This is a genomic window from Ottowia sp. (assembly GCF_046348305.1).
Taxonomy (GTDB): domain Bacteria; phylum Pseudomonadota; class Gammaproteobacteria; order Burkholderiales; family Burkholderiaceae_C; genus Ottowia.
On the sequence record NZ_JAXMEM010000009.1, the window covers coordinates 70,691 to 93,344 of the forward strand.

A 22,654-nucleotide genomic window follows, 5' to 3' on the forward strand; every position below is an offset into this window, starting at 1 on the left:
AATGCCCCCACTCCCGCCGCCGTAGTTCAATGGATAGAACGGGCGCCTCCTAAGCGCCAGATGCAGGTTCGATTCCTGCCGGGGGCGCCAACGCTAAGCGCTTGCGCCACAACGGACGATCAGCCGGCGATTGCTCGAAGGTGCGTAGTAAGAGCTTGGCCGATCTCGACAACGAGCTTTGAGAGCCGATCGTACTCAGGTTCCAGTAGCGTCTGAAACGAAACCGCTGGGTATGTTTGACCGTCGCGTTCAAACGCGCTGACATGCAGTTCACGAAAACTTCTACGCGAACCCGTCCAATCCTCATTCAGCATGGCCCGGACGACACTTCGATGTTTGCTGTTGTTCGCAACTGCATCGAGGTGGTGCCAAGATGACCCGGATCGCGTCTGGCGGAGCATCGCAGCAAGACTACATAGGCGCCCATCTCCAGCAAGGCGATTGGCCACAGATTCAACCGTGATGGCTCGGCTGGGTATGGCATCCGCACGGATTGCTTGTCCCGTAGAGTAGTAGAGAGCATGAGCAAGGATGTCTGGTATGCAGTGAACGCTCTGAATGGCTGCAGTGGCGTGGGCGCCAGCCTTCACCATGAACGCGTCAAACGCGACGCGCTTCTGCATTCCATTCCGTGTATGCATATCAAGCAGTCGTCCATCTGCAAGATGTTTGCGCTCAAACGCATGCTGCAGGCGACGCGCTTCGTGGTAGTGGAACCTTGCAAAGCTCTGCCGCTCGGCAACGGACTGCGCACTCGCACTTGCCAGTCGCTCCTGCTTCTTGCCAAATGCCTTCCGGACAAGGGTGTACGTCTCTTCAAGGTCCCAGCGGTTCATTGCGACGACCTCATGGATTTGATATGGCGGCAAGCGCGGGTCCATTCAGAGGTTGCTTACGAATCATTTGCATGTCAATGAACGGCATTCACGGGATCACGGTGCCAAATCACCTTCGAAACAGCGCCTTGAAGGTCTTGTCGCATGGTAATCTGGAGCGCGAATTTCAGTCCGCCGTGCAATAGCTTCCTGTCGTTCAGTCGTTGTTCGTCCAGGCAATTTTCAACGACGCCGCCAATTCCATGCCCGCCTACTCCTTCGAAGCCCTGCAAGCCGACGGCCAGACCCGCAAGGGCGTGATCGAGGCCGACACGGCGCGGCTGGCGCGCGCGCAGCTGCGCGGGCAAGCGCTGGTGCCGCTGGCGGTGGAGCCGGTGACGGGCTCGGCCGACAGCCTGCTCACCCGGCCGATCGCGGGCGGGCGCGCTTTTGGCGGCACGCAACTGGCGATCTTCACGCGCCAGCTCGCCGGGCTGGTCGCATCCGGCCTGCCGCTGGAGCGCTCGCTGTCGGCACTGTCCGACGAGGCCGAGGACGACAGGCAGCGCAACCTGATCGCCAACCTGCGCGCTGAGGTCAACGCCGGCGCCCCGCTGGCGCGCGCCATGGCGCAGCACCCGCGCGAGTTCTCGCCGGTCTACACGGCGGTGATTGCCGCCGGCGAGCAGGGCGGCCACCTGGGCGGCGTGCTCGAGCGCCTGGCCGACGACCTGGAAGAGCGCCAGGCGCTCAAGGGCAAGCTGATCGGCGCGGCGCTGTACCCGGCCATCGTCACCCTCGTGGCCATCGTCATCGTGGTGTTTCTGGTCAGCTACGTGGTGCCGCAGGTGGCCACCGTATTTGCCGGCACCAAGCACGCGCTGCCGATGCTGACGGTGGCCATGCTGGCCATCAGCGCCTTCGTGCGCAGCTGGGGCTGGTGGCTGCTGGGCGCCATCATTTTGATAGCTGTCGGCGCACGGTGGGCGCTGACGATCGCTGCTTTTCGTCAAAAGTTCGACGCCGCCTGGCTGCGCCTGCCGCTGGTGGGCCGCCTGGCGCGCGGCTACAACGCGGCGCGCTTTGGCAGCACGCTGGCCATGCTGGCGGGCGCCGGCGTGCCCATCCTGCGCGCGCTGCAGGCCGCCAGCGAGACGCTGAACAACACGGCCATGCGGCGCGACGCCGAAGACGCCCTGGTGCTGGTGCGCGAGGGCGCGCCGCTGGCCGCGGCGCTGGCGCAGAAAAAGCGCTTTCCGGGCCTGCTGGCCATGTTTGCCCGCCTGGGCGAGCAGACCGGCCAGTTGCCCGTCATGCTGCAACGCGCCGCCGTGCAGCTGTCCACCGAGGTGCAGCGCCGCGCCATGCAGCTGGCCACCGTGCTGGAGCCGCTGCTGATCGTCGTCATGGGCATCGTCGTCATGCTGATCGTGCTGGCGGTGATGCTGCCGATCATCCAGCTCAATCAGTGGGTCAAGTAGCGCCGACGCACGTTCCTGCGGGCCCCTGACGCGCAGGCGCCTACTGCGCCCACCCTTCCACTTCAGCTTGGTCGCCCAGACACGATCGGATTGCCTTGCACCCAGGCCGATTTGCTTCACATCAAATTTTTATTGAGAACGATTCGCATTCGCATATAATCGTGGCTTCACTGCCAGCCAGCCAGCCGCCAGACGGGTCATCGCCCGGCCTTGGTCAGACCGGTGCCAGCCAGCCTCCCTCTCATCCCGTGCACGCCGTGCACTACGAGGCTGTTCATGACCCTTGTCGAAATCGTCTGGCGCCGTGCCGCGCACCGCAAAACGCGCACCAGTGCGCCTCCCCGCCCCCGTCGCGCCGCAGCGTTCGCTGCGCAGTCCGCGCCCTTTCCGCTGCTTCTGGCGTCCGGCGTCATGTTGTCGCCGGCCGCCCTGGCCCAAGCACCGGCCACCGAACGGGACACCGCAGCCGACGCGACAGCCCAGGTTGCGCCCGCGCCGGCCGGCGCGGGCGGCGGCAGCCTCCCCGCCGTGGTGGTGACCGGCTCGCGCGCGGAGCGCGACGCCAAGGAAGTGCCGGCCACCATCGACACGATCACGTCCAAGCAGATCGAGGAACGCCAGATCACCGACATCCGCGAGGCGGCCGAGCTGGTGCCCAACGTGTCGGTCGAGCGGCGCTCCAACCGCATGAGCCTGGCGGGCAGCGCCACCGACGGCCGCGCCGGCAACGCCGGCTTCAACATCCGCGGGCTGGACGGCAACCGCGTGCTGATGCTGGTGGACGGCATTCGCGCGCCGCGCAACTACAGCTTTGGCGGCGCCAGCCGCGACAACGTGGACTTCGGGCTGATCGATCGGGTCGAGATCATCAAGGGCCCCTCCTCGGCCTTGTATGGCTCGGACGGCATCGGCGGCGTGGTGCAGTTCTTCACGCGCGATCCGGCGACCTACCTGAAGGGCGGCAAGACCTTCGGCGGCGAAGCCGGCGTGGGCTACGAGGGCGACAGCAACGCCCGGCGCGCGGGCGCCACCCTGGCGGGCCAGGCCGGGCCCACGCTGCAGTGGCTGCTGTCGGGCAGTTTTGCACGCGCCCATGCGCTGGAAACTGGTGGCGACAATTTCAGCGCCTCGCCCCTGCGCACCGCGGCCGACCCTGAGCGCGGGCGCGACCAGGCGCTGCTGGGCAAGCTGGTGTGGACGCCCAACGCCTGGCAAACGCACACCTTTACCGGCGAGTATGTCGAGAAGAAGACCGATCTCGACCTGCTGTCGCAGTACGGCGCGGTCTCGCGCGGCATCACCACGTCCAGCGCGCGCGGCGCCACCGACAACGGCCGCCAGCGCCTGAGCTGGCAGGGCCGGTTCGACCTGGGCGCAAGCTGGGCCGACACGGTACGCACCACGCTGGCCTACCAGCGCTTTCGCTCCGAGGAGCAGTACGACAACACCCGCGTCGGCGTGCCGGGCCAGGTGCGCGACACGCTGGACCACGAGAACACGCTGCAGGCCAACGTGCAGTTCGAGAAAACCCTGCGCGGCGGCGCGCTGGCCCACAAGCTCGCCTGGGGCCTGGACGCCATGCGCATCGGCGCCGACAACCTGCAGACCGGGGTGACGCCGCCGGCGGGCGAGACGTTTCCGCTCAAGCGCTTTCCCGACACCACCGAGACCAGCTACGGCGTGTTCGTGCAGGACGAGATCATCGGCAACGGCTGGAGCGTGATTCCCGGTCTGCGCTGGGACCACTACTCCATCCGCGCCGATCAGGCCGGCTTCTCGGGCACGGCCACCTCCAAGTCCGGCTCGGCGCTGTCGCCGCGGCTGGGCGCCACGCTGGACCTGAGCCGGGACTGGACGCTGTATGGCCAGTACGCCACCGGCTTTCGCACGCCCGGCGCCGACCAGCTCAATCGCTTCTTCGAGAACCCGATCGGCTTTTACCGCACGGTGCCCAACCCCAAGCTGAAGCCCGAAAAGGCGCAGCACGTCGAGATCGGCATCAAGGGCCGGGGCGAACAATGGTCGCTGGGCGCCGCGGTGTTCCATGGCCGCTATCGCAACTTCATCCTCGACAACCAGGTCGTCGCCGGCACGGGCCGGCCGGGCGATCCGCTGGTGTACCAGGCCATCAACCTCGGGCGCGCCACCATCAGCGGCTTCGAGATCGCGGGCGAGTGGCGCCTGGCGCGCGACGCCTCGGGCGGGCAGTGGTCGCTGCCGGCTGCTTTCGGCATGGCGCGCGGCAAGGACCAGGACACCGGCGCGCCGATCAACACCATCCAGCCGGCGCGCCTGAACCTGGGCGTGCGCTATGGGCAGCCCGCCTGGAGCGTGCGCCTGGATGCCACGCACCGCGTGGCCAAGAAGGCCAGCCAGGTGGACGACACGCTGGCGCCGACGGCATCGCAGTTCTTGCCGCCCTCGTCCACCACGCTGGACCTGAGCGGGCAATGGCGCCTGTGGCGCGACGGCAGCGGACGCGAATGGCGCCTGACCGCTGCCGTGCACAACCTCACCAACCGCAAGTACTGGCGCTGGAGCGACGTGCAGGGGCTGGCCTCCAACCTGTCCACGATCGACGCCTGGAGCCAGCCGGGCCGCAGCGTCAGCGTTTCGCTGGTAGGCCGTTTCTGAACCCTTTCACCAAGGAAGAAAACCATGACCGACATGACCCCCGACCAAATCCGCCAGCGCTTTGCCGACGAGCGCGCCAAGGGCAAGCGCGCGCGTGACGCGGCCCACGCCATCGGCCTGTCCGAAGGCGCAGCCGTGGCCGCCCACGTGGGCGCACCCGCCAGCGGGCCGGTGGCGCGCGTGATGCAGCGCGACTGGGTGGCGCTGCTGCAGGCGCTGGAGCCCTGCGGGCCGCTGCTGGCACTGACGCGCAACGAAACCACGGTGCACGAGAAGACCGGCGTCTACAGGAACGTGTCGGGCAACAGCCAGCGCATGGGCATTGCGCTGGGCGAAGAGATCGACCTGCGCCTGTTCTTCGCCCATTGGCACGCCGCGTTCGCGGTCACGGAGCTGGCCGCCAACCCCGGCAACCGTGCCGAGCCCAGTTTGCAGTTCTTCGACGCGCATGGCCTCGCGATCCACAAGATCTACCCGCGCGAGGCCACCGACCTAGCCGCCTGGCACGCGGTGCTGGAGCGCTTCGAAGACCCCGCGGGTCAGCCCGTCGCGTTCACCCCCGCACCGCCGCCCGCCGCGCCGCGCGCCGACAGCGCCGTGGACGCGGACGCGCTGCTGCGCGACTGGGCCGCGATGGAAGACACGCACGACTTCTTCGGCCTGCTGAAGATGCACAAGGTGGAGCGCCAGCAGGGCCTGCGCCTGGCCGAAGGCCGTTTCACGTACCGACTGACGACGGACGCCGTGCGCGCCCTGCTGCTGAACGCCGCGCTGGAGGGCACGCCCATCATGTGCTTCGTGGGCAGCGGCGGCTGCACGCAAATCCATTCGGGCCCGGTCCAGCGCATCGAGCCGATGGACATTCGCGGCACGCAGTGGCTCAACGTGCTCGACCCGGGCTTCAACCTGCACCTGCGCGAGGACGCGATCACCGACGTGTGGGTGGTGGAAAAGCCCACCACCGACGGCGTGGTGACCTCGGTCGAGGCCTTCGACGGCACCGGCGAAGTGATGGCCATGTTCTTCGGCGTGCGCAAGCCCGGCGTGCCCGAGCTGCAAGCCTGGCGCGACCTGGTGCGCGAGCTGCCGCGGCGCGACGCGGCCACCGCGCTGGCCTGAACGGATGGGAAACGCCACGATGAACATCGACACCCAAGGGGCGCGGGGATGGCGCACGCGCCGCGCGGCGCTGGCCGGGCTCGGCGCGCTGGCGCTGAGTGCGTGGCCGCGGGCGCAGGCCAAGGCGGCGCCGCGCCTGGTCACGCTGGGCGGCTCGATCACCGAGATCGTCTACGCGCTGGGCGCCGAGCAGCAGTTGGTCGGCACCGACAGCACCAGCTTCTATCCGCCGGCCGCCGCCAGGACGCCCAAGGTGGGCTACTTCCGGCAGCTGTCGGCCGAGGGCATTCTCTCGCTGCGTCCCGACGCCATCGTCGGCACCGACGACATCGGCCCGCCGGCCGTGGTGGCCCAGGTGCGCAGCGCCGGCGTCCAGGTGGAGCTGGTCACGGTGGACCACACCTGGGGCGAGGTGCAGCGCAAGGTGCAGGCCGTGGGCCGCGCGTGCGCGCGCGAGGGGTCGGCGCGCGAATGGCAGACCCGGCTGGACGAGCAATGGCGCGCCGTGCAGGCGGAAGTGGCGGCGTTCAAGGGGGCGCGGCCGCGCGTGCTGTTCATCCTGGCGCATTCGCAGACGCCGCGCGTGGCCGGCGCCGGCACGGCCGCCGACGCCATGATCCGCTTCTTCGGCGGCATCAACGCCATGCCGGATTTCGAGGGCTATCGCGCCCTCACGGCCGAAAGCCTGGCGCAGGCCGCGCCCGACGTGATCCTGACCACCGACCAGGGCCTGCAGGAGCAAGGCGGCGCCGACACCTTCTGGCGCCGGCCCGAACTGGCACTGACCCCCGCCTACAAGAGCCGCGCCCTGGCCACGCTCGATGCACTGGAGCTGATCGGCTTCGGCCCGCGGCTGCCGCAGTCGGTGCGCACCCTGCATCGGCGCGTGGTGCTGCGCGCCGCCGCGTGAGCCGCCCGTGAGCGCCGTGCTCGATCCGCCCGCGCGCCCGCGCTGGCGCTGGCCGTCCGCCGCCTGGCGCCGGCCGGCGACGGTGTGGGCCCTGGGCAGCCTGCTGTTGCTGCTGACGATTGCCTGGTCCGCGGGCCGGGGCGCCTACGCCATCGATGCGCAACTGCTGCCCGGCATCGTCTGGCGTGCGGCAACCGGCCAGGGCGACGGCAGCACGGCGGCGCTGGTGTTTGCGCACATCCGGCTGCCGCGCCTGCTGCTCGGTCTGGCGGCCGGCGCCGGGCTGGGCGTGGCCGGCGCGCTGATGCAGGGCCTGTTTCGCAACCCGCTGGCCGACCCGGGCCTGATCGGCGTGAGCAGCGGCGCGGCGCTGGCGGCGGGCGTGGCGATCGTGCTGGGCGCGCAGTTCTGGCCCGGGCTGCCGCGCGGCATCGGCAGTTGGCCGCTGATCCTGGCGGCCTTCGCCGGCGGGCTGACGGTGACGATGCTGATCTATCTGCTGGCGCAGACCGGCGGCGGCACGCATGTCGCGCTGATGCTGCTGGCCGGCGTGGCCGTCAACGCGCTGGCCGGCGCCGGCATCGGCTACCTGAGCTACGTGGCCACCGACGAGCAGTTGCGCAGCCTGCAGTTCTGGCTGCTGGGCAGCCTGGGCGGCGCGCGCTGGGGCACGGTGCTGCCGGTGCTGCTGTTCAGCGCGCTCACCGTGCTGCTGGGCCTGGCGCTGGCGCGCACGCTGAACGCGCTGGCGCTGGGCGAGGCGCAGGCGGTGCTGCTGGGCGTGCCGATCGAGGCGCACAAGCGCTGGTGCATCCTGGGCACGGCGCTGGCGGTGGGGGCGGTGACGGCGGCCACCGGCATGGTGGGGTTCATCGGCCTGGTGGCGCCGCACATGGTGCGCCTGACGTTCGGGCCGGACCATCGCCTTGTGGTGCCCGGATCGGCCCTGCTGGGTGCCGTGCTGGTGCTGATCGCCGACAGCCTGGCGCGCACCGTGGCGGCGCCGGCCGAGCTGCCGCTGGGCGTGCTGACGGCGACGCTGGGCGCGCCGTTTTTCCTGTTCCTGCTGCGCGGCATGCGATCGCGCCTGCCGACATGAGCGACCCGATGGCCTGCCCCGGCGCCTTGGCGCTCAACGATGCGGGGGTGCGTGTCGGCGCCGCCGTGCTGCTCGACGGCGTGACGGCGCGCTGCCATCCGGGCCGGGTGACGGCCCTGCTCGGCCCCAATGGCGCCGGCAAGACCACGCTGCTGCACCTGCTGGCCGGCCTGACCCGGCCCAGCCGGGGCCAGGTGCTGCTGGGCGGCCGGCCGCTGGCCCGCTGGCCGACGGCGCAACTGGCGCGCACGCGCGCCATGATGGCGCAGCACAGCGCGCTGGCCTTCGACTTTCGCGTGGAGGAAGTGGTGGCGCTGGGCCGCCACCCGCACCGCCGCCAGCCCTCGCGTCAGGAGGCGCACATCGTCCCGGCCGCGCTGGCGCTGGCCGATGTCGCGCACCTGGTCGGGCGGCGCTTTGGCAGCCTGTCCGGCGGCGAGCAGGCGCGCGTGCAGCTGGCGCGCGTGATGGCGCAGCTGTGGGAGCCCGTGACCGACGCCGCGGGCCAGCCGCTGACGCGCTGGCTGCTGCTGGACGAGCCGATCGCCGCGCTCGACTGGTCGCACCAGATGCGGCTGATGGACACCGTGCGGCGCTGGTCCCATGCGCAGCACGCCGGCGTGATCGCCATCGTGCACGACCTGAACATCGCCCTGCGCTACGCCGACGACGCCCTGGTGCTGGCCCATGGCCGCGTGGCCGCCCAAGGCCCCTGCGCCACCACCCTCACCCCGGCGCTGATCCAGCGCGTGTGGGATGTGCAGTGCCAGCCGGTCGATCTGGGCGACGGCGTGGCGCGGCTGATGGCCTGACGCTGCGCGGCGGCGCGCGCGGCCGGCGGGGCGCGCCGCCAGCGCCCGCGGTATAACATCCGGACCGTACGCGCCGCCGGCCGCGAACATCAGCCAAAGCATCGACGGCGCCCGCCCGGAGGGCGCCGCCAGCTATCGTTTTTGATATGCCCACACCCCTCGACGACAAGCTCGTGGTCGCGATTTCCTCGCGCGCCCTGTTCGATCTGGAAGAAGAAAACCGCGTGTTCGAGGGCGGCGACGCCGAGGGCTACATGCGCCTGCAGCTCGAGCGCCTGGACGTGCCGGCGCAGCCCGGCATCGCGTACTCGATGGTGAAGAAGCTGCTGCGCTTCAACCAGGACGGCGTCGAGCGCGTGGAGGTCGTCATCCTCTCGCGCAACGACCCGGTCTCGGGCATGCGCATCTTCAGCTCGGGCGCGGCGCAGGCGCTGCGGCTGGAGCGCGGCGTGTTCACCCAGGGCCGCGCGCCCTTCGGCTACCTGCGCCCGCTGAACGCCGACATCTTCCTGTCGGCCAACGAGGGCGACGTGCGCGAGGCGCTGGCCGCGGGTTTTCCGGCCGCGCACGTGATGGTGGGCGCGCGGCCGGCGGGCAACGGCTATCCCGACGAGCTGCGCATTGCCTTCGACGGCGACGCCGTGCTGTTCTCCGACGAAGCCGAGCGCGTGTTCCAGCAAAAGGGGCTGGACGCCTTCCAGCGCCACGAAAAGCGCAAGGCCGACGAGCCCCTGCCGGCCGGTCCGTTCAAGCCCTTCCTGGTGGCGCTGCACCGCCTGCAGCAATCGGCCGGCACGGGCATGCGCATCCGCACCGCCCTGGTCACCGCGCGCGGCGCACCGGCGCACCGCCGCGCCATCCAGACGCTGATGCAGTGGAACATCCGCGTGGACGAGGCGATGTTTCTGGGCGGCCTGCCCAAGGGCGAATTCCTGCGCGAGTTCGAGCCCGACTTCTTCTTCGACGACCAGAGCGGCCACATCCGGCAGGCCGCCGGCTTCGTGCCCGCCGGGCATGTGGCGGCCGGTGTTACAAATGCATCCAAGACGGCGGAAACCCGGCGGCGCCCGCCCCGCTCCAAGGACGCATGACCCTGCTTTTGCGCCTGGCCCTGCCGTTGTTCGCCAGCCTGCTGCTTCCCGCCGCCGCGCTGGCCCAGCAAGCCCAGGCGGCCACGCCTGCCGCGCCGGCCCAGGCATCCGCGCCCGGCAAGGGCGAGTCCCAGGCGTTGCAGCTCTTCAAGCTGCTGGACGCCAATGGCGACGGCCGCGTCTCGTGGGCCGAGGCCCAGGTGGCCATCCGCCTCAAGCCCTCGCTGGCCGAGTTGTTTCGCCGCACCGACACCAATGGCGACGGCTACCTGACGCAGGACGAAATCCGCGCCGAAGCGGCCCGCCAGCGCGCCGAACGCCTGGCCCGGCGCGAGCGCGAGGCGCAGGCCGGCAAGGGCAACGTTCCCGCCCGGTAAACCCGCCCGGTAAAGTTTCTTGAAGACGTCGGCGCCACGCAGCGCCTGAGCGTTGGCAACAAAACAAGACTGGCGCGGCCCGACCTGGCGCGCCCAGCCCTTGCGGAGACACCGCCATGGCCCCCCACGTTCCCCCCCTGTCCCGGCGCCGCGCGCTGCTGCTGGCCGCCGCCGGCGCCGCCACCACCTGGGCCCCCTGGGCCCGCGCCGACGACCCGGGCGCCGAGCGCGCCGCCACCTGGCGCGTGCTCTCGCGCCTGGGCTACGGGCCCACGCCCGCGTTGCTGGCGCAGGTGCAGCAAGCCGGCGGGGCGCGCGCCTGGGCGCTGCGCGAGATCGACGCCGCCTTTGCCGCCAGCCAGCAGCCCATCCAGCTGGCCGGCCTGCCGGGCGACTTCGATGCGCCGCTGCCCGAAATCTTCCAGCACGCGGCCGAAGAGCGCGCCGCGCGCCGCGAGCGCCGCGACGCCCAGGGCAACGCCCCCGCGATGGCGCCCGCCCCCATGGCCGCCCCCGTCAACACCATGCCGGCCGCCGCGATGGCTGCCGACACGGATCCGCTTCGCTACAGCGCCCGCATGGTGCGCCAGGCGCAGGACTGGCGCCTGACCAGTTGCAGCCGCCCCGACGTCGAGCACCCGCTGCTGGCGCGCGTGAGCGAGTTCTGGTTCAACCACCTCAACGTCTCGGTCGACAAGGGCCCGGTGCGGCCCTTTGCCGGCCACTACCTGGTGCACGCCATCCGCGCCCACGCCTTCGGCCCGTTCGACCAACTGCTGCTGGCCAGCGCCCGCCACCCCGCCATGCTGTACTACCTCGACCAGGCGCAAAGCGTGGCCGAGGGCACCATGCAAGGCACCCAGCGCCGCGGCCTGAACGAGAACTACGCGCGCGAGCTGATGGAGCTGCACACCCTGGGCGTCGGCAGCGGCTACACGCAGACCGACGTGCGCGAGCTGGCCCGCGTGCTCACCGGCTGGACGGTGGCGCCGCGCCAGGACAGCGGTTTTCGCTTTGCCCCCCGCGCGCACGACGCGGGCCTCAAGACCGTGCTCGGACAGTCCTTCGGCGGCAACCCCGATCCCCGCGCCGGCGAGGCCGAGGGCGTGCGCGCGATCCGCATGCTGGCCGCCGAGCCGGCCACCGCCCACCGCGTGGCGCTGCGCCTGGCGCAGTGGTTTGTCGCCGACACGCCGCCGCCCGCGCTGGTCGAGCAGCTCGCGCGCAGCTTCCTGTCCAGCGGCGGCGACACCCGCGCCCTGCTGCGCACCCTGGTGCAGTCCGGCGCCTTCTGGGAGCCGGCCAACACCCTGTTCAAGACGCCGTTCGACTACGCCTGCTCCGCGCTCGCCGCCTGCGGTGGCCCGCAAGACGCGCGCGAGTTCACGCAAACCCTCAACCTGCTTCAAGGCGCCGGCCAGGGCGTGCTGCGCTGGCCCACGCCCGACGGCTACAAGACCGATCGCGCAACCTGGCTCGCGCCCGAGGCACTGACGCATCGCGCCGACTACGCCCTGGGCCTGGCGCGGCGCAATCCGCCGGTGGATTTTTTGACCGAGTTCATGCAGCCCGCCACCCTGCGCCACATCGACGCACAGCCCGCCCCCCTGCGCGCCGGCCTGCTGCTGGCCAGCCGCGAATTCATGTCGAAATGACCCACCCCCAGTCTCCACTCGCTGCGCGATGTTGCGCCTCCCCCCTTCGAGGGGGCACCGCCAGCGGGCGGGCCAAGCCCTTGCGCGGCGGTCGCTTGCTTGGCCTGCTCCGCGGCCCTTCGGCCCTTTGATCTTGAAAGCGAATTTCGTCGAAGCAAACCTCACCGCCTTCGCTTGATTGAAGCCGGAATCGGTTTTTCAGCAAGCGCGGCAAGCTATTTATTCAGGAGCAAACCATGAACACGCCCCTCTCCCGTCGCCAACTGCTGGCCGGTGCCGCCACGCTGGCGCTCGGCCCGCGCGCCTTTGCCCAGGCCACCCCGGGCGCCCAGGGCGAAGGCCGCCTCGTCGTCGTGTTCCTGCGCGGTGCGGTCGATGGCCTGTCGCTGTTCGTGCCCTACGCCGACCCGGACTACGCCCGCCTGCGCTCCAGCATTGCCCTGCCCGCGCCCGACGGCACCGACCAAAGCGCGCTCAAGCTGGACGACACCTTTGCCCTGCACCCCGCCCTGGCCGACGTGCTGCCGCTGTGGCAGCAGCGCCGCCTGGCCGTGATCCCCGCCGCCGGCTCACCCGACCCGACGCGCTCGCACTTCGACGCGCAGTACCACTGGGAGACCGCGCGCCTGGGCCGCGGCGGCGACACGCCCGGCTGGCTCAACCGCCTCGCCAGCGTGGGCGCCGACGCCGCTGCGGTGCATGCGCTGGGCGTGGGCGAATCCAACCCGCGCATCCTGGAGGGCCGCGCCCCCGTCAAGCTGGTGGCGCGCGGCCGCGCCGCCCAGCGCCCCGGCGCGCTGCAAAACCCGCAGGCGCGCGAAGCGCTGATGGCCTTGTACGACGGGCAGGACAGCCTGTCCAAGGCCTTTCGCCAGGGCGCCGACAGCCGCCTGCGCACCGCGCAGGACCTGACGCGCGAAATGCAGGCCGCCGACAACGGCGCCGCCGCGCCCGCGCTGCTGGTGCAGGACGCGCGCAACCTGGGCACCCTGATGCGGCAGGAGCGCGCCCTGCGCATCGGCTTTCTGTCGGCCGGCGGCTGGGACACGCACGCCAACCAGGGCGCCGTCACCGGCCAATTGGCCAACAACCTGCGCAGCCTGGGCGGCGCACTGGCGCAGCTGGCGCGCGACTTCGACCGCCCCGGCGACGTGATCGTGATGGCCAGCGAATTCGGCCGCACCGCGGCCGAGAACGGCAGCCGTGGCACCGACCACGGCCACGGCAACGCCATGTGGCTGATCGGCCCGCGCGTGGCCGGCGGCCGTTGGCACGGCCAGTGGACGGGGCTGGCCCAAGCCAACCTGCACGAGCAGCGCGATGTGCCCGTGCACCACGACTTTCGCGCCGTGCTGGCGCAGGTGCTGCGGCCCAGCTTCGCCCTGCGCGACAGTCAACTGGCCGACGTGCTGCCCGACACCCGCTGGGATGCGCGACTGGACAGCGTGCTGCATCAGGTCTGACCAGCCTTGCACCCCATTTTTGGGTTGAACTCGGCACGAATGTCATGACGGCCATCGTGCTCACTCCTGCGCGATCTCGTAGTCGCGCACGAACTTCTGCCAAGTGACAGCGGCCGACTCGATGGCCAGGCCCATTTGCTGGGGCGTGCCGCCGGACACCCGAAAGCCCTGCGCCTGCAGCGCGCTGCGCAGCGTCGGCTCGGCCAGTGCGTGTTGAACCTCTTGCGCCAGGCGCGCCGTCACCTCGGAGGGCGTGCGCGGCGGTGCGACCAATCCGTTCCACGCCGTCAGGGTGTCGACAGACAAGCCGCCCTCGGCCAAGGAGGGCACACCCGGCACGATATCGCTGCGCTCGGGCAAGGTCGCCAGCAAGCGCAGCTTACCGCTGCGCACGTGCCCCAACGCCGGCGCCAGCGGGCCGACATAAAACTGCAGTTCGCCACTGATCAGGTCGGGCATGAGTTGGGCGCCACCCTTGTACGGCACCCGCAAGGCCTTCAAGCCGGTGGCCCGCAACAACTGCGCCGTGACCATGTATTCGCCGAGCACGGCGGTGCCGTAGGTCAGCCGATCCGGGTTGGCCCTCAGATGCGCCATGAATTCGTCCACCGTGCTGGCCGGCACCTTCGGATTGACAAAAAGCCCGTAGAGCAGGTCCACCACGGTCGTCACCGGCGCAAATTCGCCCAGCGACTTGATTGGCGGCGATTTCATGAGCAGCGGCATGCCGGCCATCGACGCCATGGCCCACAGCAAGGTGTGGCCGTCGGGTGGGGCCGAAATCGCGGCCTGCACGGCAGGCGCGCCATTGCCGCCAGGTTTGTTCTCCACCAGCACGGGCTGCCCAAGGTTCCTGGCCAGCGATTGCGCCAGAAGGCGCGCGGCGGCGTCCGAGGCGCCGCCGGCCGGCGTCGCCACGATGATCTTGAGCGGATGCCCCCCGAGGCCGCCTTGCGTCAGCGCCGTCCGTGGCGCCATGGCTGCCAGGACGGTGGCGGACGCGGACGAAAACAGCAAGGAACGCCTGCGCATGTCGATTCTCCGTGGGTTGTGCGATGGTTCCACTGTAGAAGGGCGAGGCGACGATGGAAAGCCGACTTGCACTGCATCTGGCTTTAACGTTTGGTTGAAGCGCAAAATGGCCCCGCCAAACGGCCCGGGGACGCGGACTCATGGACAAGCTCAAGGCGCTCGAATATTTCATCCGTTCAGTCGAGGCGGGCAGCTTCTCGCGCGCCGCGCAGCGTCTGGAGATCAGCGTTCCGGCCGTGCAGAAGCTGGTCGGAGCGCTTGAACATCAGCTTGGCGTCATCTTGCTCGAACGCGACACGCATGGTGTACGGCCAACGCCCGCTGGCGCTGAATACCTGGATCGCTGCCGCGCGTTGCAGCTGGAGCACGACGAGCTGAGGCAGGTCGAGCGCCGCCTCAAAGGCTCGAGCGAGCGCGCCAGCGGCTTGCTGGCGGTGGCCGCCCATCCCCAGCTGGCTCACCACGTGCTGCTGCCGGTGCTACCGCGGTTTCACGCACTCCATCCGGAGATCGAGATCGACCTGCGCACGGTCCATCGGATCAGCGACACCGACGCCGTGACCGCCGACGTGCTGCTCTTGCATGGCTGGCCCGATGCGCCGCCGGACTATGTGCACCACCGGTTGGGCGGCGCGCGCAGTCTGATCGCGGCCGCGCCCGAGCACTGGGCCGCCCACGGCGTGCCACAGCACCCCTCGGATCTGACTCGCTACACCTGCCTGCCGATGCGCAACCCCAGCGGCACCCTGGTCGATCTGTGGGAGTTCAGGCGCCAGGATCAAGCGGTGCAAGTGCCGGTGCGCGGCTGGCTGTCCAGCAACGCCCGCGAGGTCGTGCTGGCCATGGTTCTCGGTGGCCATGGCGTGGGCCGTTTCACCGAAATGACCACGCGCAACGCCGTGCAATCCGGTCGGCTGGTCCCGGTTTTGCTGGATTGGGAGGTGCAAAACGGCCCTCCAGTCAACCTGTTGTTCAAGGGCACAGCTCGACGAACCCCCCGGGTACGCGCATTTGTTGACTTTGTCCTTCAGTGTGTGCGCTCCATGCAGACCCTTCGCGACGCCCCGGCCGCGCAGGCACCGACACAGCGCCCCGCCTGGCATTTGCGCGGCTATTCACGAGCGTCTGCGACCGTTCGGCGCTCTGACTGACCAGCGCTTTCGGTGCCACGCAAGACCAGGCGACGCAAGCAACGGCTCCATCAGGCGCCGCGGCGCACCACATCGATCACGCGCGTCACCCAGGGCTCGGCCCAGTGGCTGGCCAGCAGGCCCACCAGGCCGGCCAGGCCCACGGCCACCATCGACACCGCCAGCGTGCGGATCAGCGGGCCGCTGCGCGTGCGCAGCACGAAGGACAGGCTGAACACCAGGCTGGTGAAGGACGCCAGCACCGCGCCCACGCCCGCGGTGATGGGCGCGATGTTTCCCTGCTCGGCCAGGGTGGCGGCCGCGGCCACCGCGCTGGCGCTGGACAGCAGGCCGCCGACCACGCTGACGAAGTAAAAGCCGGTGTCGCCAAAGTGGCGCTGGGTGAGCGCGCCCACCACGTGCAGCACCAGGAAGATGGCGCCGTACTTGAGCGCCTGCGCCAGCGAAAACGGCAGCTCCAGGTTGATCTCGGGCGTCGCCTCAGCCCGTGCGCCGTGGCGCTGGCGCATGCTGCCGAGCACCAGCGCCACATTGGTCAGCGCCATCAGCGCGAAGGCCGACAGCGCCCCCACCAGCGCCTGCGGCGCCAGGATCAAGAGCAGCGTGGCGTTGCGCGCCACCATGGCGGTGGTGGCCAGCAGGATGCCGCGGTAGGCCGTGGGCACGAAGGCCGCACCGACTTCGCGCACGCGCTCCGACAGCTCGATCACGGTGAAGTTGCTGTTGATCAGGCCGCCGAAGAAGCCCGACAGCTCGGTGCCGCGCGTGCCGTAGATCTTCCAGAGCACGTAGTTGAAAAAGCCGATGCCGGCGATCAGGATCACCGTGACCCAGGCATAGCGCGGCTCGATCACGTCGCCCGGGCCCACGGTGCCGGTCGGCAGCGCCGGGTAGATGACGATGGCCAGGATCGCCAGCAGCAGCGCCGAGCGGATCTCGCCCTCCGACAGGCCCATCGAGAAGTCGGCCAGCCGCTCCTTCCAGGCCAGCAGCGCGGCCCCGATCACCATCACCGCCGCCGGCGGCAGCGTGTGGCCCTGCCCGCACAGGATGCCCGACATGGCCGTCACCATCATGGCAGCGGACGTGGTCAGCTCGGTGCCCTGATTGGCCCGCAGCGACGACAGGTTCAGCAGCACCGCCAGCAGGCCCGTCAGCGCCAGCGCCGCCAGCGCGTAGGGCATGCCCAGCGCCCCGCCGATGGCGCCCAGCAGGCCGATGAAGCCGAAGGTGCGCACGCCCGCCTCCTTGCCGCGGCGCTCGCGCTCCAGCCCGATCAACAGGCCCAGCGCCAGCCCCAGCGCCAGCCGCATCAGGCTTTGCGAATACGGCCAGTTGGCCTGGGGCAGGGTCAGAATCGAATCGGGCATGGGCGGCGCAAAGGTGTCCGCTTCAGTATAGGACGCCCCTGCCGCGCGCCCCGCAAGCCGCTACCATGCGCGCTCCTTCCGACCGTGAAAGCCCCCGATGACCTGGTTCGACAAGCTCGCCCGCATCCAGCAGTTCCTGCGCCAGGTGGCGCACTTGTCAGCCCCGTACTTCGCCCGGTCCGACGAAAAATGGAAGGCCCGCGGCCTGCTGGCCGCCATCATCGCGCTGAACCTGGCCGCCGTGTACATGCTGGTGCAGATCAACGAATGGAACCGCACCTTCTACGACGCGCTGCAAAACAAGAACGCGGCGGTGTTCTGGACGCAGCTGGGCCGCTTCACGTATCTGGCGATGATCTTCATCGTCATCGCCGTCTACCGCTTCTACCTGACGCAGTTGTTGCAGCTGCGCTGGCGCGCCTGGATGACGCGCGATCTGATGCACCGCTGGCTGGCCAACCACGCCTTCTACCGCATGGAGCTGGCCCGCTACGGTGGCCCCGCGCCCGAGGAGCAGGCCGGCAGCGGCCTGCCCGTGCCCGGCCAGCGCGTGCCCGACAACCCCGACCAGCGCCTGCAGGAAGACGCCGCCCAGTTCACCGCGCAGACCGTGGGCCTGTCGATGGGCTTCTTGAATGCCGTGGTCACGCTGGCCAGCTTCGTCGGCATCCTGTGGGGCCTGTCGGGCAGCTTTTCGTTCAGCCTAGGCGGCAGCGAGTTCGCCATCCCCGGCTTCATGGTGTGGATGGCACTGCTGTACTGCACCGTCGGCAGCGTGCTCACGCACTACATCGGCCGGCCCCTGGTGGGCCTGAACTTCGAGCAGCAGCGGCGCGAGGCCAACTACCGCCACAACCTGGTGCGGGTGCGCGAGTACAGCGAATCCATTGCGCTGGACCACGGCGAGGCGGTGGAAGGCCGCAACCTCGACACGCGCTTTTCAGCCGTGCTGGCCAACTACCTCAAGCTCATCAACAAGCAAAAGCAGCTGGTGGGCTTCACCAACCTGTTCGGCCAGGCCGCTGTCGTGTTTCCCTTCATCGTGGCGGCGCCACGCTTTTTCAGCGGCGCCATTCAGCTGGGCGAGCTGATGCAGATCAGCAGCGCCTTCGACCGCGTGCAGGGCGCGCTGTCCTGGTTTGTCGACAACTACGACAGCCTGGCCGCCTGGCGCGCCACCACCGAGCGCCTGACCAGCTTCGACAGCCTGCTGGCGCAGCAGGAAGGCGCGGCTGCGGGCGTGGAGACCGCCAGCACCGCCCGCACCCTCGGCGCCGACGCGCTCACCGTGGCGCTGCCCACCGGCGTCACCCTGGTGCAAGGCCAGACGCTGGCCATGGCCCCCGGCGAGCACACCGTGCTGCAAGGCCCCTCGGGCAGCGGCAAGAGCACGCTGTTTCGAGCCCTTGCCGGCATCTGGCCCTGGGCCCAGGGCCGTGTCGCGCTGCCCGCCAGCGCCATGTTCATTCCGCAGCGCCCGTACTTTCCCGACGGCAGCCTGCGCGACGCGCTGGCCTACCCCGAGCCGGCCGAGCGCTACAGCGACGCGCAGCTGAAGCAGGCGCTGCAAGACGCGCTGCTGCCCCTGCTGGCCGAGCGCCTGGATGATCGCGACAACTGGACGCAAAAACTGAGCGGCGGCGAGCAGCAGCGGCTGGCGATCGCCCGCGTGCTGCTGAAACAACCCGCCTGGGTGCTGGCCGACGAGGCCACGGCCGCGCTGGACACCGAGGCCGAAAAAACCCTGTACGAGCGCCTGAAGGCCCTGACCGAGCGCGGCGGCGGCGCCTTGCTGTCCATCGCGCACCGCCCCAGCGTTGCACCGTTTCACAAGCGGCGCTGGCAGCTGGTGGCGCAACCCGAAGGCGCGCCCGCGCGCTACCGCGTCGAAACCGCGCCGATCGGCTGAACCGGGCGCCTCAAAACCGGTAGCGGTAGTAGAGCTGCCAGAAGTTGATGCCCGGGTTGGGCTCCTTGATGCCGAGGTTGGAAAGGTGCTGAAAGCGCAGCCCCGCCGTGTGGCGTCCCTGATCGCCCCAGGTCCAGCCGGCGCGCAACTCGTCGGAGAACTGGAACGCCGTGCTCAAGTCACGATCATTGGACACCCGCGTGTGCGACAGCAGGCGCGCGCCGATCGCACCTTCGACGAAGAACGTCGCCCGCGCACCTTCCAGCGTACGCTCCAGTCGCAGCACCGGCGAATAACCCAGCTCCACCAGGTCACGCGCCTGCGGCACACGCCACGCGGCCAGCTCCGCCTCATGGCGCAGCAGCAGGCGCCATTGCCGGCCCTGCCACAGCGGATCGGGGCGCGTCCAGCCCAGCACCAAGCCCAGCTTGCGCACCTGCTGGGTGCCCGAACCGGCCGTCAATGCCAGATCCAGATCCGGGGGGGCCGCCGCCGCCGGCACCGCCGCTCCCAGCAGAACCGCCAGGACAAGGACGCACCAGCCCTTTGAGCGCGGCAGCACCCGAGATGCAACATCACGTACGCCGAATCGGAAACAGGGTTTCATCGAGCCAGTATCCTTCGATCGCCAAACTCCGTGCAACGCACGGCCCTTTCAACCGCGAAGCGGCGTTTGGATGCACATGCCGGTCACCGGTCAGGGCAGCACGAATCGCATAATGCAACGCTGACCCCGACATCAACTTCTGAGCCAACGACCCGCCATGCGATCCCAGCTTTGCCAATTCTTGACCGTTGCCGCCCTCGCACTGGGCGGCGCCAGTGTTCATGCCCAGGGCGAGGTGACTCGCCTCATCGTGCCGTTCGCACCGGGCGGTGCGCAGGACGTGATCGGACGGCTTCTGGCCGAGCGCCTGGGCAGTCGCCTGGGTGCTCCCGTCGTGGTCGAGAACAAGGCGGGCGCCGGTGGCGTGATTGCTGCCGACGCGGTGGCCAAAGCCAAACCCGACGGGCGCACGCTGCTGCTGGCGACCGGAGGCGCCATCACCATCGCGCCGCACCTCATCAGCAAGCTCAGCTACGACCCCCGCAAGGACTTCGTGCCCATTGCGCTGGTGGCCGACACGCCCATGACGCTGGCCGTGCGTGTGCAAAGCCCCTACGCCAACGTGGCCGACCTGCTCAAGGACGCCAAGGCCAACCCCGGCAAGGTCAGCTTTGCCTCGACGGGCAACGGCACCATCTCGCACCTGACGGGCGAGCTGCTGGCGCAGGCCGCCGGCGTACAGCTGCTGCACGTGCCCTACCGCGGCGCGGGCCCGGCCATCACCGACCTGCTGGGCGGGCAGGTGGCTGCCATGGTCACCAGCTCGGCCTCGATCGAACCCATGGTGCTCGACAAGAAGGCGCGCGTGCTGGGCAGCTTCACAAAAGCGCCGATTGCCGCGCTGCACGGCGCGCCCACCATGGGCGAGGCCACGGGCCTCAAGGGCCTGACGGTGCCGGTCTGGGTCGGCCTGCTGGCGCCGGCGGGCACGGCCAAGCCGGTGCTGGACAAGCTGGCCACCGAGCTGCAGGCCATCTGCGCGCAGCCCGACATCATCGAGCGCTTCAAGGCGCTGGGCGCAGCCGCCACCTGCGGCGGGCCCGCCGAGCTGGGCAAGGTGATCGCCGAGGACGACAAGCGCTGGGAAGGCGTGATCCGGCAAGGCAAGATTCAGGTCAACTGACATGGCTCACCCCCAGTCTCCACTCGCTGCGCGATGTTGCGCCTGGTGCTCGCCGCCAGAGGCGGCGGCCCTTCGGTCTGTCCAGACCTGCGCAGGCAGGTCTGGAGCCGCAGACCTCAGCCCCCTTGCAGGGGGCCGAGCCTGCGCACAAAAGGTCCGGTGGACCTTTTGTTGGCTGGCGAGGGGTCGGGCCACTGGCCCGGCGCGGCCTGCAAGGCTCGCCAGTGGCCGGGGAGACCCCGGCCACGGCGATCGCTGGCACGGCCTGCTCCGCGGCCACCGGGGTCTTGGGCTTTTGCGTGTCGCGGGCAGGCGGTAAGAAGGGGAGTCATTGCGCATGAACATCGGCATCATCGGCGTGGGCGGCATCGGCCTGGCCAGCGCGGCATGGCTGGCGCACCGGGGCCACGCGGTCACGCTGTGGGCACCACGCGCGGCCGCGCCCCGGCGCGCGGGGCCCCAGGCGCTGACCAGCACGGGTGTGCTCGAGGCCAGCGTCACCGTGCACTGGGTGGGCTCGGTGGCCGAGCTGGCGGGCAGCGATCTGATCCTGATCGCCGTGCCCGTCAACGGCCACCGCGCGGTGATGGACGCGCTGGCCCCGCACCTGCGCGCGGGGCAGACGGTGCTGGTCAGCTCGATGGCCTCGCTGTCCTCGCTGTATCTGTACGAGCAGGCGCGCGCGCGCGGCCTGGCCGACGTGACGGTGGCCAGCCTGGGCACCACGGTGCTGACGGCGCGGCGCGAGGCGTTCGATCGCGTGCGCATCATGACGCGGCGCACGCAGCTGGGCGTGTCGGCCCTGCCCACCGCGCGCCAGGGCGCCGTGCTGCAACTGTGCACTGCGCTGTTCGGCGAGGGTTTCACGCCGCAAACCAACGCCCTGGCCAGCGCGCTCAGCAACATCAACCCGGCCGCGCACGGCCCGCTGGCGCTGTTCAACTGGACGCGCATCGAACGCGCCGAGCACTGGCCCCAGTACCACTACATGACGCCGCGCGTGGCGGCCGTGATCGAGCGGCTGGACGCCGAGCGCCTGGCGCTGGCGGCCGCCTTTGGCCTTCAGGTTCGCACCATCGAGCAGCACTTCGCCCAGTCGTTCGCCACCACGGCGCCGCGCCTGGCCGACATCGCCGCCGAGTTGCACGCCAAGCGCGGCGGCCCGCCCGGTCCGACCGACACGGGCACGCGCTTTCTGGGCGAGGACGTTCCCTTTGGCCTGGTGTTTTGCGCCGCGCTGGGGCGCATCGCCCAGGTGCCCACGCCCGCCACCGACACCATCATCGCCACCGCCGGCCTGATCACCGGCTGCGACTTTGCGGCGCAGAACACGCTGATCGAGCCACTGGGCCTGCGCGGCGAAACGCGCGCGGGACTGCTGGCGCGCGTGGGCGCCTGAGCCAGTTCAGCCGCCGCCGCGCATGTCCGGGCTGTCCGGATCCGCGCCGATCTCGGTGCGCTGCACCCGCATGTCGGGGCCGAAGAACACGTTGAAGGCCTTCTTGTCGCTGGGCGGCTCCAGGAACTTCCAGGTCCAGACGGTTTCATTCTTCAGCGCGTACGGCACCTGCCTGGCCGGCTTGCCCAGCATGCGGCGCACGTCCTCCACCCCCATGCCGGCATGCACGCGCGCGAAGTTCTGGGGCGTGAGCACCTGGCGCAGCGCACTCATCTTGCCGTCGGCGCCGATGGTGATCATGTAGTTGCGCAGGCCCTCGGGCTGGCGGTTGTATTCGTAGGTCTTGGCGCCGCCGGCCTCGGGCCACACGCGCTCGGGCTGGCCGAAGCGCTGCACCACGTCGGCCTCGGTGGACACCCCCTCTTCCAGCTCCTTGATGGCTTGCGGGTCGCAGCCGGCCGCCGCCAATGCAGCGGCGAGCATGGCGACGACGCCCCATCGACGAACCCGAATCCCTGTGCTTTCCATCATGACCGACCCCGGTAAAATCAAACCATGGCGTTTGTAACGCATCGCGCCCGCCCGGCGCGGACGGCGCCTCACGACC

The 22,654-nt window shown here is 70.1% G+C and carries 19 protein-coding genes and 1 tRNA gene; 15 read left to right on the forward strand and 5 right to left on the reverse strand.

Features of this window, described 5'->3' with window-relative positions:
- Nucleotides 1-15 precede the first annotated feature (15 nt).
- Nucleotides 16-90: transfer RNA gene (locus U1F38_RS12070), tRNA-Arg, on the forward strand.
- 29 nt (nucleotides 91-119) lie between these two features.
- On the opposite strand, the gene U1F38_RS12075 is transcribed toward U1F38_RS12070, so the two are convergent.
- Nucleotides 120-881, reverse strand: a complete 762-nt coding sequence (locus U1F38_RS12075) for a hypothetical protein (RefSeq protein ID WP_409987319.1) — start codon at nucleotides 879-881, stop codon at nucleotides 120-122.
- Between the two features lie 197 nt (nucleotides 882-1,078).
- Between U1F38_RS12075 and gspF the strand changes: the two genes are divergently transcribed.
- The 10 genes from gspF (at nucleotide 1,079) to U1F38_RS12125 (ending at nucleotide 13,456) form a co-directional block, all read left to right on the forward strand.
- A complete protein-coding gene (gene gspF / locus U1F38_RS12080) occupies nucleotides 1,079-2,296 on the forward strand; it encodes a type II secretion system inner membrane protein GspF (protein WP_409987320.1) in 1,218 nt (405 codons plus the stop codon).
- Between the two features lie 276 nt (nucleotides 2,297-2,572).
- Nucleotides 2,573-4,930, forward strand: a complete 2,358-nt coding sequence (locus U1F38_RS12085; protein WP_409987321.1) for a TonB-dependent hemoglobin/transferrin/lactoferrin family receptor — start codon at nucleotides 2,573-2,575, stop codon at nucleotides 4,928-4,930.
- A gap of 33 nt (nucleotides 4,931-4,963) precedes the next feature.
- Entirely contained in the window at nucleotides 4,964-6,049 is a 1,086-nt protein-coding gene (locus U1F38_RS12090; RefSeq protein ID WP_409987473.1) for a hemin-degrading factor, read from the forward strand.
- 19 nt (nucleotides 6,050-6,068) lie between these two features.
- On the forward strand, nucleotides 6,069-6,959 hold the full coding sequence (locus tag U1F38_RS12095; RefSeq protein WP_409987322.1) for a hemin ABC transporter substrate-binding protein: 891 nt from the start codon (nucleotides 6,069-6,071) through the stop codon (nucleotides 6,957-6,959).
- A 16-nt stretch (nucleotides 6,960-6,975) separates the two neighbouring features.
- Nucleotides 6,976-8,058 (forward strand): FecCD family ABC transporter permease, encoded by a 1,083-nt coding sequence (locus U1F38_RS12100; protein WP_409987474.1) that lies wholly within the window; start codon nucleotides 6,976-6,978, stop codon nucleotides 8,056-8,058.
- Complete coding sequence (locus U1F38_RS12105) at nucleotides 8,055-8,870, forward strand: heme ABC transporter ATP-binding protein (protein WP_409987323.1); 816 nt, start codon at nucleotides 8,055-8,057, stop codon at nucleotides 8,868-8,870. Before U1F38_RS12100 ends, U1F38_RS12105 begins: the two co-directional genes overlap by 4 nt.
- 146 nt (nucleotides 8,871-9,016) lie before the next feature.
- A complete protein-coding gene (locus U1F38_RS12110; protein ID WP_409987324.1) occupies nucleotides 9,017-9,961 on the forward strand; it encodes a 5'-nucleotidase in 945 nt (314 codons plus the stop codon).
- The gene (locus U1F38_RS12115) at nucleotides 9,958-10,338 is read left to right on the forward strand and encodes an EF-hand domain-containing protein (protein ID WP_409987325.1); all 381 of its coding nucleotides are present in this window, start codon (nucleotides 9,958-9,960) and stop codon (nucleotides 10,336-10,338) included. The genes U1F38_RS12110 and U1F38_RS12115 overlap by 4 nt, the downstream gene beginning before the upstream one ends.
- 116 nt (nucleotides 10,339-10,454) lie before the next feature.
- Nucleotides 10,455-11,993, forward strand: a complete 1,539-nt coding sequence (locus tag U1F38_RS12120) for a DUF1800 domain-containing protein (RefSeq protein WP_409987326.1) — start codon at nucleotides 10,455-10,457, stop codon at nucleotides 11,991-11,993.
- A gap of 236 nt (nucleotides 11,994-12,229) precedes the next feature.
- The gene (locus U1F38_RS12125) at nucleotides 12,230-13,456 is read left to right on the forward strand and encodes a DUF1501 domain-containing protein (protein ID WP_409987327.1); all 1,227 of its coding nucleotides are present in this window, start codon (nucleotides 12,230-12,232) and stop codon (nucleotides 13,454-13,456) included.
- Between the two features lie 60 nt (nucleotides 13,457-13,516).
- Here the strand turns inward: U1F38_RS12125 and U1F38_RS12130 are convergent, their stop codons facing one another.
- Nucleotides 13,517-14,488: a Bug family tripartite tricarboxylate transporter substrate binding protein gene (locus tag U1F38_RS12130; protein WP_409987328.1), complete on the reverse strand. Its 972-nt coding sequence runs from the start codon at nucleotides 14,486-14,488 to the stop codon at nucleotides 13,517-13,519.
- Nucleotides 14,489-14,628: 140 nt separating this feature from the next.
- Here U1F38_RS12130 and U1F38_RS12135 point away from each other — a divergent pair, with 140 nt between their 5' ends.
- The gene (locus tag U1F38_RS12135) at nucleotides 14,629-15,639 is read left to right on the forward strand and encodes a LysR family transcriptional regulator (protein ID WP_409987329.1); all 1,011 of its coding nucleotides are present in this window, start codon (nucleotides 14,629-14,631) and stop codon (nucleotides 15,637-15,639) included.
- A gap of 50 nt (nucleotides 15,640-15,689) precedes the next feature.
- Here the strand turns inward: U1F38_RS12135 and U1F38_RS12140 are convergent, their stop codons facing one another.
- The gene (locus U1F38_RS12140) at nucleotides 15,690-17,009 is read right to left on the reverse strand and encodes an MgtC/SapB family protein (RefSeq protein WP_409987330.1); all 1,320 of its coding nucleotides are present in this window, start codon (nucleotides 17,007-17,009) and stop codon (nucleotides 15,690-15,692) included.
- Between the two features lie 97 nt (nucleotides 17,010-17,106).
- Here U1F38_RS12140 and U1F38_RS12145 point away from each other — a divergent pair, with 97 nt between their 5' ends.
- The gene (locus U1F38_RS12145) at nucleotides 17,107-18,918 is read left to right on the forward strand and encodes an ABC transporter ATP-binding protein/permease (protein WP_409987331.1); all 1,812 of its coding nucleotides are present in this window, start codon (nucleotides 17,107-17,109) and stop codon (nucleotides 18,916-18,918) included.
- Between the two features lie 10 nt (nucleotides 18,919-18,928).
- Here the strand turns inward: U1F38_RS12145 and U1F38_RS12150 are convergent, their stop codons facing one another.
- Entirely contained in the window at nucleotides 18,929-19,381 is a 453-nt protein-coding gene (locus U1F38_RS12150) for an acyloxyacyl hydrolase (RefSeq protein WP_409987332.1), read from the reverse strand.
- A gap of 325 nt (nucleotides 19,382-19,706) precedes the next feature.
- Here U1F38_RS12150 and U1F38_RS12155 point away from each other — a divergent pair, with 325 nt between their 5' ends.
- Together U1F38_RS12155 and U1F38_RS12160 are read left to right on the forward strand one after the other, a co-directional pair.
- On the forward strand, nucleotides 19,707-20,648 hold the full coding sequence (locus U1F38_RS12155) for a Bug family tripartite tricarboxylate transporter substrate binding protein (RefSeq protein WP_409987333.1): 942 nt from the start codon (nucleotides 19,707-19,709) through the stop codon (nucleotides 20,646-20,648).
- A gap of 337 nt (nucleotides 20,649-20,985) precedes the next feature.
- Entirely contained in the window at nucleotides 20,986-22,047 is a 1,062-nt protein-coding gene (locus U1F38_RS12160) for an NAD/NADP octopine/nopaline dehydrogenase family protein (RefSeq protein WP_409987334.1), read from the forward strand.
- 6 nt (nucleotides 22,048-22,053) lie between these two features.
- Here U1F38_RS12160 and U1F38_RS12165 read toward each other — a convergent pair whose 3' ends face one another.
- Nucleotides 22,054-22,530 (reverse strand): outer membrane protein assembly factor BamE, encoded by a 477-nt coding sequence (locus U1F38_RS12165; protein ID WP_409987335.1) that lies wholly within the window; start codon nucleotides 22,528-22,530, stop codon nucleotides 22,054-22,056.
- Between the last annotated feature and the right edge of the window lie 124 nt (nucleotides 22,531-22,654).